Origin of the sequence: Lelliottia sp. 7254-16 (genome assembly GCF_002922995.1) — a bacterium.
In the GTDB taxonomy this organism is placed as follows: domain Bacteria; phylum Pseudomonadota; class Gammaproteobacteria; order Enterobacterales; family Enterobacteriaceae; genus Enterobacter; species Enterobacter jeotgali.
Window position 1 is genome coordinate 71,519 of the sequence record NZ_PQVS01000002.1, and the last position, 11,479, is coordinate 82,997.

Annotated in this window: 8 protein-coding genes; 5 read left to right on the forward strand and 3 right to left on the reverse strand. The window is 54.6% G+C overall.

Annotated elements, in window-relative coordinates; genetic code table 11:
- Nucleotides 1–23 precede the first annotated feature (23 nt).
- The 3 genes from C3708_RS03110 to pepA form a co-directional block, all read right to left on the reverse strand.
- Entirely contained in the window at nucleotides 24–2,879 is a 2,856-nt protein-coding gene (locus tag C3708_RS03110) for a valine--tRNA ligase (RefSeq protein WP_103948838.1), read from the reverse strand.
- The gene (holC, locus tag C3708_RS03115; protein WP_095283594.1) at nucleotides 2,879–3,322 is read right to left on the reverse strand and encodes a DNA polymerase III subunit chi; all 444 of its coding nucleotides are present in this window, start codon (nucleotides 3,320–3,322) and stop codon (nucleotides 2,879–2,881) included. The genes C3708_RS03110 and holC overlap by 1 nt, the downstream gene beginning before the upstream one ends.
- Nucleotides 3,323–3,440: 118 nt before the next feature.
- The gene (pepA, locus tag C3708_RS03120) at nucleotides 3,441–4,952 is read right to left on the reverse strand and encodes a leucyl aminopeptidase (protein WP_095283593.1); all 1,512 of its coding nucleotides are present in this window, start codon (nucleotides 4,950–4,952) and stop codon (nucleotides 3,441–3,443) included.
- Between the two features lie 266 nt (nucleotides 4,953–5,218).
- Between pepA and lptF the strand changes: the two genes are divergently transcribed.
- The 5 genes from lptF to mtgA all read left to right on the forward strand — a co-directional run bounded on the left by lptF (nucleotide 5,219) and on the right by mtgA (nucleotide 11,478).
- Nucleotides 5,219–6,319: an LPS export ABC transporter permease LptF gene (gene lptF / locus C3708_RS03130; RefSeq protein WP_095283591.1), complete on the forward strand. Its 1,101-nt coding sequence runs from the start codon at nucleotides 5,219–5,221 to the stop codon at nucleotides 6,317–6,319.
- On the forward strand, nucleotides 6,319–7,401 hold the full coding sequence (gene lptG, locus C3708_RS03135) for an LPS export ABC transporter permease LptG (RefSeq protein ID WP_095283590.1): 1,083 nt from the start codon (nucleotides 6,319–6,321) through the stop codon (nucleotides 7,399–7,401). The genes lptF and lptG overlap by 1 nt, the downstream gene beginning before the upstream one ends.
- Before the next feature lie 136 nt (nucleotides 7,402–7,537).
- On the forward strand, nucleotides 7,538–9,871 hold the full coding sequence (gene arcB / locus C3708_RS03140; protein WP_103948839.1) for an aerobic respiration two-component sensor histidine kinase ArcB: 2,334 nt from the start codon (nucleotides 7,538–7,540) through the stop codon (nucleotides 9,869–9,871).
- 231 nt (nucleotides 9,872–10,102) lie between these two features.
- Nucleotides 10,103–10,756, forward strand: a complete 654-nt coding sequence (elbB, locus tag C3708_RS03145) for an isoprenoid biosynthesis glyoxalase ElbB (RefSeq protein ID WP_103948928.1) — start codon at nucleotides 10,103–10,105, stop codon at nucleotides 10,754–10,756.
- Nucleotides 10,753–11,478, forward strand: a complete 726-nt coding sequence (gene mtgA, locus C3708_RS03150; RefSeq protein WP_103948840.1) for a monofunctional biosynthetic peptidoglycan transglycosylase — start codon at nucleotides 10,753–10,755, stop codon at nucleotides 11,476–11,478. The genes elbB and mtgA overlap by 4 nt, the downstream gene beginning before the upstream one ends.
- Nucleotide 11,479: the final 1 nt, after the last annotated feature.

The following is an 11,479-nucleotide window of genomic DNA, read 5'->3' on the forward strand; positions in this document are numbered from 1 at the left end:
GGCTTTTCAGTCAGATCGTTTAATTACAGCGCAGCGATAACCGCCTGCTGCTCAATCAGCTTCGCTTTCGCATCGGCGAAGGCCACCAGACGTTCACGCTCTTTGGCGATAACCGCTTCAGGAGCACGGGCAACGAAACCTTCGTTAGACAGTTTGCTCTCGATTTTCCCGATTTCCAGTTCGACTTTGGCGACTTCTTTTGCCAGACGAGCCAGTTCGGTTTCTTTGTCGATAAGCCCTGCCATTGGGATCAGCAGCTCGGCGCCTTCGATGATTTTGGTCACGGAGACCGGACCTTTGTCATCGGCTGGCAGCACGGTGATGCTTTCCAGACGTGCCATGTTCTGCAGGAAGCTACTGTTCTCGGTCACGCGACGCACCGCCGCTTCGCTGCAACCGCGCAGCAGCAGTTCCAGCGGTTTGCCTGGAGAGAGGTTCATCTCGGCACGAATGTTACGGATTGCCACAATCGCCTGTTTCAGCCATTCGGTATCGGATGCTGCTGCTTCATCAACCTGCGCTGCATCGAATTCCGGGAATGGCTGCAGCATAATGGTATCGGCAGTAATGCCTTTGATAACCTTCACACGCTGCCAGATGGTTTCGGTGATGAACGGGATGATTGGGTGCGCGAGGCGCAGCAAACCTTCCAGAACGGTAATCAGCGTGTTACGCGTGCCGCGCAGTTCCGCTTCGTTACCGCCGTTCATGACCGGCTTGGTCAGCTCCAGATACCAGTCGCAGAACTGGTTCCAGGTGAATTCGTACAGAATACCTGCCGCGATATCAAAGCGATAAGTATCCAGCGCTTCACGGTACGCTTTGATGGTCTGGTTGAATTCCGCCAGGATCCAGCGATCCGCCAGAGACAGGGTCATTTCGCCGCCGTTGAAGCCGCAATCCTGATCTTCAGTGTTCATCAGCACGAAGCGGCTGGCGTTCCACAGCTTGTTACAGAAGTTGCGATAACCTTCCAGACGTTTCATATCCCAGTTGATGTCGCGACCGGTAGAGGCCAGCGCCGCCAGGGTGAAACGCAGGGCGTCGGTGCCGTGTGGCTCGATGCCGTCCGGGAATTGCTTCTCGGTGCGCTTGGCGATTTTCTCTGCCAGCTGCGGCTGCATCATGTTCCCGGTACGTTTCTCCAGCAGGTCTGCCAGTGAAATCCCGTCAACCATATCCAGCGGATCGATAACGTTACCCTTGGATTTGGACATCTTCTGACCTTCATCATCACGAATCAGACCGGTCATGTAGATGGTCTTGAACGGAATCTGCGGCTTACCGTCTTCATCTTTGATGAAGTGCATGGTCATCATGATCATGCGGGCGATCCAGAAGAAGATGATGTCAAAGCCAGAGACCATTACGCTGGTCGGGTGGAACTGGCGCAGCGCGTCGGTGTTTTCCGGCCAGCCGAGGGTGGAGAACGTCCACAGGGCGGAGGAGAACCAGGTGTCCAGAACGTCGTCGTCCTGGCGCAGGGCCACGTCGGCACCCAGGTTGTTTTCCAGACGGACTTCTTCTTCGGTGCGGCCAACGAATACGTTGCCGTCGTTGTCATACCACGCCGGGATACGGTGACCCCACCACAGCTGACGAGAGATACACCAGTCCTGAATATCACGCATCCAGGAGAAGTACATGTTTTCGTATTGCTTCGGTACGAACTGGATATCACCGTTTTCAACCGCTTCAACCGCCGGTTTCGCCAGCACGTCAGCGCGGACGTACCACTGATCGGTCAGCATTGGTTCGATTACCACGCCGCCACGGTCGCCGTAAGGCACGGTCAGATCGTGAGGTTTGATCTCTTCCAGCAGGCCGAGCGCGTCGATGGCAGCAACCACCGCTTTACGCGCGGCAAAACGTTCCAGCTTCTGGAATTCAGCCGGGATGTCAGACGAGTAAACGTCAGACTCTTCGCCTTTGGTATCGTACACTTCCGCGCTTTCACGGATATCACCGTCAAAGGTCAGAATGTTGATCATTGGCAGGGCGTGACGACGGCCCACTTCGTAGTCGTTGAAATCGTGCGCCGGGGTGATTTTCACGCAGCCGGTGCCTTTTTCCATGTCAGCGTGTTCGTCGCCCAGAATTGGAATGCGGCGATTCACCAGTGGCAGAACCACGAACTTGCCGATCAAATCTTTATAGCGTGGATCTTCCGGGTTTACGGCCACGCCGGTATCGCCCAGCAGGGTTTCCGGACGGGTGGTTGCAACCACCAGGTAATCTTTACCGTCTGCGGTTTTTGCGCCATCGGCCAGTGGATAGCGGATGTGCCACATGGAGCCTTTAGACTCGCGGTTTTCAACTTCCAGGTCAGAGATCGCGGTGCGCAGTTTCGGGTCCCAGTTCACCAGGCGTTTGCCACGGTAAATCAGGTCCTCTTTGTACAGACGGACGAAGACTTCTTTCACGGCGTTGGACAGGCCTTCATCCATGGTGAAGCGCTCACGCTCCCAGTCCACGGAGTTGCCGAGACGGCGCATCTGACGGGTAATGGTGCCGCCAGATTCCGCTTTCCACTGCCAGATTTTGTCGATGAACGCCTCGCGACCGTAGTCGTGGCGGGTTTTACCTTCTTCAGCGGCAATCTTACGTTCCACCACCATCTGGGTAGCAATACCCGCGTGGTCAGTACCAGCCTGCCACAGGGTATTTTTGCCCTGCATGCGCTGGTAACGGATCATGGTATCCATGATGGTTTGCTGGAAAGCATGACCCATATGCAAACTGCCGGTGACGTTCGGCGGCGGGATCATGATGCAGAAGGACTCTTTGCTTTCATCGCCATTAGGCTTGAAATAGCCCTGCTCTTCCCAGTGCTCGTAAAGCGGCTGTTCGATATCTCGTGGGTTGTATGTCTTTTCCATTATTTCCAGGTTGCCGTATTCAGGTTAAAACCAGCCAGGCGGTACGCTTTGTAGCGTTCGCGCGCCAGTTGTTTCAGAGAATCTTCGTGAGGGACAAAGTCTACCACTTCTGTGAAAGCGGTGGCAAAATCTGCAAAGCCGATACGCAGGCTGATCAGAATATCGCGCGCGCTGCTGTTACGCTTTTGCGGCCAGGCGATTTCCACCGGTGCGCCGCCGCGCGGACCTTCTCCCGACAAATTATGCGGAACAAAACTTTCGGGCGGCCTTGCCCACAGGGCTTCATCGAGTCGAATCGCCTGCGCTTCATCTTCGCAGGCGATCAGAACGCGTTTACCGCTGCGCCAACGTTCTGCGGCAATTTCACACACCAGCTGCTCGACGGCGCTTAAGCCATCGATGGTGTTGTCGTTGTCCAGAAGGTAGAACGTTGCATTCTTCATATATGGGGCTTCTTTGGGTGACTTTAAACGGGTTGCCCGGTGGCGCTGCGCTTACCGGGCCTACGGTTACGAGCCATATTGTATGCCGGGTAGCGAAGCCGCCACCCGGCATTTAACATCACTCTTCGCCGTTAAAACCGGCGCGGTTGAGCAGGAACTGTGACAGCAGAGCGACCGGACGACCGGTTGCGCCTTTGGCTTTGCCGGAGCGCCATGCGGTGCCCGCGATATCCAGGTGCGCCCAGTTGTACTTGCGAGTAAAGCGCGCCAGGAAGCAGCCTGCGGTAATCGCCCCGCCAGGACGACCGCCGATGTTGGCCATATCCGCAAAGTTGGACTCCAGCTGTTCCTGATACTCATCGCCCAGCGGCAGACGCCACGCACGGTCACCCGCTTGCTCGGACGCGCCGATAAGCTCATGGGCCAGCGGATTGTGGTTCGACAGCAGGCCGGTGATGTGATGGCCGAGGGCGATCACACAGGCACCGGTCAGCGTTGCCACGTCGATCACCGCTTCAGGGTCAAAGCGCTCAACGTAAGTCAGTACGTCGCACAGCACCAGACGGCCTTCGGCGTCAGTGTTCAGCACTTCAACAGTCTGGCCGGACATCGTGGTCAACACATCACCTGGGCGATATGCGCGACCGCCTGGCATGTTTTCGCAGCCCGCCAGCACGCCAATAACGTTAATTGGCAACTGAAGTTCTGCGACCATCCGCATTACGCCGTAAACCGCTGCCGCGCCGCACATGTCGTACTTCATCTCATCCATGCCTTCGGCAGGCTTGATGGAGATACCACCGGAGTCAAAGGTCAGCCCTTTGCCGACCAGCACGATAGGGCGCGCGTCTTCGGACGGATTGCCTTTGTACTCAATGACCGACATCAGCGATTCATTTTGCGAACCATTACCGACGGCGAGATATGAGTGCATCCCCAGCTCTTTCATCTGCTGTTCGCCGATGACGCGGGTGACGACGTTTTTACTATAGGTATCTGCCAGCTGACGCGCCTGCGAAGCCAGATAACCGGCGTTGCAGATGTTTGGCGGCATGTTGCCGAGGTCTTTCGCGGCCTTGATACCGGCGGCAATCGCCAGACCGTGCTGAATGGCGCGTTCACCGCTGGTTAGCTCGCGACGAGTCGGGACGTTAAAGACCATCTTACGCAGCGGACGACGCGGTTCGCTTTTGTTGGTCTTCAACTGATCAAAACTGTAGAGGCTCTCTTTCGCGGTCTCAACGGCCTGACGTACTTTCCAGTAAGTGTTGCGACCTTTGACGTGCAGTTCGGTCAGGAAGCAGACGGCTTCCATTGAACCTGTATCATTCAGGGTATTGATGGTTTTCTGAATGACCTGCTTGTACTGGCGCTCATCAAGCTCGCGCTCTTTGCCGCAACCAATCAGCAGAATGCGCTCGGACAGCACGTTGGGAACATGGTGCAGCAACAGCGTCTGCCCAGGTTTGCCTTCCAGTTCGCCACGGCGCAGCAGGGCGCTGATATAGCCGTCACTGATTTTATCGAGTTGTTCGGCGATCGGGGAGAGTCGGCGTGGTTCAAAGACGCCCACAACGATACAGGCACTCCGCTGTTTCTCCGGGCTACCGCTTTTTACACTGAACTCCATGCACTACGCTCCTGAATCTTAAAGACAACGACGGCTGCTACGGATAGAATTGAAACCTTTCGTAACTCATGTCCGCTGTTGTGGTGACTTCGTGTTAATCTTACGTTACTACGGTTTCGACACGTCAAAAATTATCCTGAAGCGCGACACCGCCGAGTTTTTTAATCTTAGCGATGTTTTCGACGACTCAAGAGAATAAATGACGTTTAAGCCATGAAACAAGCAATTTTCCAGCAAAGAGACGGGTTTTTACGGGCGTATTTAAAGTGATAATCATAAGATATCTGGTGCGGGAGACGCTCAAAAGCCAGCTGGCGATCCTTTTCATCTTACTTCTGATCTTTTTCTGTCAGAAGTTAGTCAGGATCCTTGGCGCGGCGGTAGACGGCGAAATCCCAACAAATCTGGTGCTTTCTCTGCTCGGATTAGGCGTGCCTGAAATGGCGCAGCTTATTCTGCCGCTTAGCCTTTTCCTCGGCCTGCTCATGACGCTGGGGAGACTCTATACTGAAAGTGAAATCACGGTCATGCACGCTTGCGGCTTGAGTAAAGCCGTGCTGGTGAAGGCCGCGATGGTGTTGGCGTTATTCACGGGTATCGTTGCGGCGGTGAACGTGATGTGGGCCGGGCCGTGGTCATCCCGGCATCAGGATGAAGTGCTGGCAGAAGCCAAAGCGAATCCTGGCATGGCGGCGTTAGCGCAAGGCCAGTTCCAGCAAGCCACTGATGGCAGTTCGGTACTCTTTATTGAAAGCGTTAACGGTAGCACCTTCAACGATGTTTTCCTGGCGCAAATCCGCACCAAAGGCAATGCTCGCCCATCCGTTGTAGTGGCGGATTCCGGTCAGCTCTCGCAGCGTAAAGACGGTTCTCAGGTGGTGACGCTGAACAAAGGCACCCGCTTTGAAGGCACTGCGCTGCTTCGTGACTTCCGTATTACCGATTTCCAGAACTATCAGGCAATTATTGGCCATCAGAACGTGGCGCTCGATCCGACGGATACCGAGCAGATGGACATGCGGACCCTGATGAATACCGATACCAACCGCGCTAGAGCAGAGCTGCACTGGCGCCTGACGCTAGTATTCACGGTGTTTATGATGGCACTGATGGTCGTGCCGCTGAGCGTGGTCAACCCGCGACAGGGCCGTGTACTGTCAATGCTCCCGGCTATGTTGCTGTATCTGGTGTTCTTCCTGCTGCAAACGTCAATTAAGTCTAATGGCGGCAAAGGTAAACTCGATCCGATGATTTGGACGTGGGTGGTCAACGGCCTGTACCTGTTGCTGGCAGTGGCATTAAACATGTGGGACAGCGTGGCGATGCGTCGCGTGCGTGCCAGCTTCACGCGTAAAGGAGCGGTGTAATGCAGGCGTTTCGCGTTCTAGACCGCTATATCGGTAAAACCATTTTTACCACTATCATGATGACGCTGTTCATGCTGGTGTCGCTCTCCGGCATTATCAAGTTTGTCGACCAGCTGAAAAAGGCCGGGCAGGGGAGTTATGACGCACTGGGCGCCGGGATGTACACCATTCTGAGCGTACCGAAAGATGTGCAGATTTTCTTCCCGATGGCTGCGCTGTTAGGTGCATTGCTGGGGCTGGGCATGCTGGCCCAGCGCAGCGAGCTGGTGGTGATGCAGGCTTCTGGTTTCACCCGTATGCAGGTTGCGATGTCGGTGATGAAAACCGCAATCCCATTGGTCTTGTTGACTATGGCCATTGGCGAGTGGGTGGCACCGCAGGGCGAACAAATGGCGCGTAATTATCGTGCGCAAGCCATGTACGGCGGCTCTTTACTCTCTACGCAGCAAGGGCTGTGGGCAAAAGACGGTAACAACTTCGTTTATATCGAACGGGTGAAGGGCGATGACGAACTGGGCGGCGTGAGCATTTACGCCTTTAACGAACAGCGTCGTTTGCAGTCAGTGCGTTATGCCACGACGGCGAAATTCGATCCGGCGAAGAAGCTGTGGCGTCTGTCGCAGGTGGATGAATCCAATCTGCAGGACCCTAAGCAAATCACCGGTTCACAAACCGTTTCAGGCACCTGGAAGACCAATCTGACGCCAGATAAGTTAGGTGTGGTGGCGCTGGACCCGGATGCGCTGTCGATCAGCGGTTTGCATCAATATGTGAAGTATCTGAAGTCGAGCGGCCAGGATGCCGGGCGTTATCAGCTCAACATGTGGAGCAAAATCTTCCAGCCGATGTCAGTTGCAGTAATGATGCTGATGGCGCTGTCGTTTATCTTTGGGCCATTGCGTAGCGTGCCGATGGGTGTGCGCGTGGTCACGGGTATCAGCTTTGGTTTTGTCTTCTACGTGCTGGACCAGATCTTCGGCCCACTGACCCTGGTATACGGTATTCCTCCGCTGATTGGCGCGCTGTTACCGAGTGCCTCGTTCTTCCTGATAAGCCTCTGGCTGCTTCTCAGACGCTCCTGATCGTACAGTTTCCTCACTCCCGCATCGCCGGGAGTGAGGCTCTCTCCTGATTCACTCCGCACTTTTTCACACAACCTTCAACGCCTTGCCCCGAATTTGAGTATTATTGAGCGATGAAGTCGTGAAGGGATCCCCTATGAAGCAAATTCGTATGCTTGCGCAGTACTACGTCGACCTGATGATGAAGCTCGGCCTGGTACGTTTCTCACTGCTGTTAGCTCTGGCGCTGGTGGTACTGGCGATTGTCGTGCAGATGGCTGTCACTATGGTGCTGCACGGCCAGGTCGAAAGTATCGACGTTATCCGCTCGATCTTCTTTGGTCTGCTGATCACCCCGTGGGCGGTCTACTTCCTATCGGTGGTGGTGGAACAGCTGGAAGAGTCGCGCCAGCGTCTATCACGGCTGGTTCAAAAACTGGAAGAGATGCGCGAGCGTGACCTGAAGCTTAACGTCCAGCTCAAAGACAATATTGCGCAACTGAATCAGGAAATCTCGGATCGTGAAAAAGCAGAGGCTGAACGTCAGGCAACGCTTGAACAGCTGAAGGTGGAGATGAAAGAGCGTGAAGTCACGCAAATCCAGCTTGAACAACAATCCTCTTTCCTGCGTTCTTTCCTCGACGCTTCACCGGATCTGGTTTTCTATCGCAATGAAGATAAAGAGTTTTCCGGCTGCAATCGGGCGATGGAGCTGCTAACAGGGAAAAGTGAAAAACAGCTGGTTCACCTCAAACCGCAGGATGTCTATTCTGAGGAAGCGGCGGCCAAAGTTATCGAAACCGACGAAAAGGTGTTCCGTCACAACGTCTCGCTGACTTACGAACAGTGGCTGGATTATCCCGACGGGCGTAAAGCCTGCTTCGAAATCCGCAAAGTGCCGTATTACGATCGCGTGGGCAAGCGCCACGGGCTGATGGGCTTTGGCCGCGATATTACCGAGCGTAAGCGCTATCAGGATGCACTTGAGCGCGCCAGCCGCGACAAGACCACCTTTATCTCCACGATCAGCCATGAGCTGCGTACACCGCTGAACGGCATCGTTGGCCTGAGCCGTATTCTTCTCGATACTGAGCTGACCAGCGAGCAGGAAAAGTATCTCAAGACCATCCATGTTTCTGCGGTGACGCTGGGGAATATTTTCAACGATATTATCGATATGGATAAGATGGAGCGTCGTAAAGTCCAGTTGGATAACCAGCCTGTAGACTTTACCGGGTTCCTCGCCGATCTGGAGAACCTTTCCGGGCTCCAGGCGCAGCAAAAAGGGCTGAGGTTTGTACTGGAGCCTTCGCTGCCGTTGCCGCATAAGGTGGTGACGGACGGGACGCGTCTGCGTCAGATCCTGTGGAATCTCATCAGCAACGCCGTCAAGTTCACTCAGAAAGGGGAAGTGGTGGTGCGCATTCGCTTTGACGAAGGGGATATGCTGCACTTTGAAGTCGAAGATTCCGGCATCGGTATTCCGCAGGAAGAGCAGGACAAAATCTTCGCCATGTATTACCAGGTGAAAGACAGCAATGGCGGTAAACCGGCGACGGGAACCGGGATCGGCCTGGCAGTATCGCGCCGTCTGGCGAAAAGCATGGGCGGGGATATCACCGTATCCAGTCAACAGGGCAAAGGCTCTCTCTTTACGCTGACGGTCCACGCTCCGGCGGTTGCTGAAGAAGTTGAAGACACCTTCGAAAATGACGATTTGCCGTTACCTGCATTGCACGTCCTGCTGGTCGAAGATATTGAGCTGAACGTGATTGTCGCGCGTTCCGTGCTGGAAAAACTGGGCAACAGCGTGGATGTGGCGATGACCGGTACCGCCGCGCTGGAGATGTTCACGCCTGGCGAATATGACCTCGTGCTGCTGGATATTCAGCTCCCAGATATGACCGGGCTGGATATTTCGCGCGAACTGACGCGTCGTTACGCTCGCGATGAGCTGCCGCCGCTGGTGGCACTGACTGCCAACGTGCTGAAGGACAAAAAAGAGTACCTCGATGCCGGCATGGACGATGTGCTCAGCAAGCCGCTGGCAGTGCCCGCCCTGACCGCCATGATCAAGAAATTCTGGGACACCTGTGATGAAGAGGAAAACATGATGACGCCTGTAGAGAGTGAAAAAGCACAATCGCTTCTGGATATCGCCATGCTTGAGCAGTACATCGAACTGGTGGGTCCAAAGCTGATTACCGATGGCCTGGCGGTGTTTGAGAAAATGATGCCGGGTTATTTAAGCGTGCTGGAATCCAATCTGACGGCTCGCGACCAGAAAGGCATTGTCGAAGAAGGTCATAAAATCAAAGGTGCTGCTGGATCGATAGGATTGCGCCATTTGCAGCAGTTGGGCCAGCAGATCCAGTCTCCGGATTTACCCGCATGGTGGGATAACGTGGGTGAGTGGGTTGAGGAGATGAAACAAGAGTGGCAAAACGACGTGAATGTGCTGAAAGCGTGGGTGGAAAGTACAAAAAAATGACCCCGGTTAGACCGGGGTGCGCGAAATACTGCGCCAACACCAGGGAAATCGTGGCCGCGCCGGATTTTTTGTGTTGTTTTCGCATGGACGCTGCCTGAAAATTTAGGCCGCACGCAGATAAGATAGCAAATCTTAAATGATTTGTTACGGGAATCAGTGAAATGTGTGAAGCATAGCGTTTTAATCAGAATTATTAATATGCTTCAAACAGTTGAAGAGAAGGGCGGCAAAATGAAAAAGGTGGGTGTAGTACTGAGCGGATGCGGCGTTTATGACGGCGCAGAAATTCACGAATCAGTTCTGACGCTGCTCGCGCTGGCGAAGCAGGGCGCAGAAGCTGTCTGTTTTGCGCCAGATAAAAATCAGCTGGATGTCATCAATCATCTCACCGGTGAGCCGATGTCCGAAACGCGTAATGTTCTGATTGAAGCGGCGCGTATCGCTCGCGGCAATATCCAGCCTCTGTCACTGGCCAACGCCGATGAACTGGATGCCCTGATCGTGCCTGGTGGTTTTGGCGCGGCAAAAAATTTGAGCAATTTTGCGAGCCAGGGCAGCGAATGTCGGGTCGATGACGGGCTGAAAAATTTGGCCCAGATGATGCACGCTGCGGGGAAGCCGCTGGGTTTCATGTGCATCGCCCCCGCGATGTTGCCTAAAATTTTTGATTTCCCGCTGCGCCTCACTATCGGCACCGATATCGATACGGCTGAGTTGATCGAAGAGATGGGCGGTGAGCACGTGCCTTGCCCGGTGGAAGACATCGTTGTCGACGAGGACAATAAAATCGTCACCACTCCAGCGTATATGCTGGCGCAAAACATCGCGGAAGCGGCAATCGGTATTGAGAAGCTGGTTGAACGTGTACTGGTGCTTTCCCGGTGAGTAAAAAAAGGTCGCTTGTCGGCTGGGTGAAACGCATTTTGCTGCGCGCAGTGCTGGTTCTGGCCGTCTTTTGGGGCGGCGGTATCGCGCTATTCAGTATTCTGCCGGTGCCGTTTTCTGCGGTAATGGTAGAGCGGCAGCTCGGCGCGTGGCTGACGGGCGATTTCAGCTATGTGGCGCACTCTGACTGGGTGAGTATGGACGAGATTTCCCCGTGGATGGGGTTGGCGGTGATTGCGGCAGAAGATCAGAAATTCCCGGACCACTGGGGTTTTGATATCTCTTCGATTGAAAAAGCGCTGGCGCATAATGAGCGCAACGAAAACCGCGTGCGCGGCGCGTCGACGCTCTCTCAGCAAACGGCGAAAAACCTGTTTTTGTGGGATGGACGAAGCTGGGTGCGAAAAGGGCTGGAAGCTGGCCTGACGTTGGGCATGGAAACGGTGTGGAGTAAAAAACGCATCCTGACGGTGTACCTGAATATCGCCGAGTTTGGTGATGGCGTGTTTGGCGTCGAGGCGGCAGCACAGCGCTATTTCCACAAACCCGCCAGTCGCCTGACGATCTCCGAGGCTGCACTTCTGGCGGCCGTTCTACCCAATCCAATTCGCTTTAAAGCGAATGCCCCGTCAGGGTATGTCCACAGCCGTCAGGCGTGGATTATGCGCCAGATGCGCCAGCTAGGCGGGGAAGCGTTTATGACGGGGAATAAATTGTATTAGA

Bases quoted from the DNA above. Each gene is read 5' to 3' on its own strand.
- pepA (WP_095283593.1), bottom strand. From the start codon at position 4,952: ATGGAGTTCAGTGTAAAAAGCGGTAGCCCGGAGAAACAGCGGAGTGCC.
- elbB (WP_103948928.1), top strand. From the start codon at position 10,103: ATGAAAAAGGTGGGTGTAGTACTGAGCGGATGCGGCGTTTATGACGGC.
- holC (WP_095283594.1), bottom strand. From the start codon at position 3,322: ATGAAGAATGCAACGTTCTACCTTCTGGACAACGACAACACCATCGAT.
- lptG (WP_095283590.1), top strand. From the start codon at position 6,319: ATGCAGGCGTTTCGCGTTCTAGACCGCTATATCGGTAAAACCATTTTT.
- C3708_RS03110 (WP_103948838.1), bottom strand. From the start codon at position 2,879: ATGGAAAAGACATACAACCCACGAGATATCGAACAGCCGCTTTACGAG.
- arcB (WP_103948839.1), top strand. From the start codon at position 7,538: ATGAAGCAAATTCGTATGCTTGCGCAGTACTACGTCGACCTGATGATG.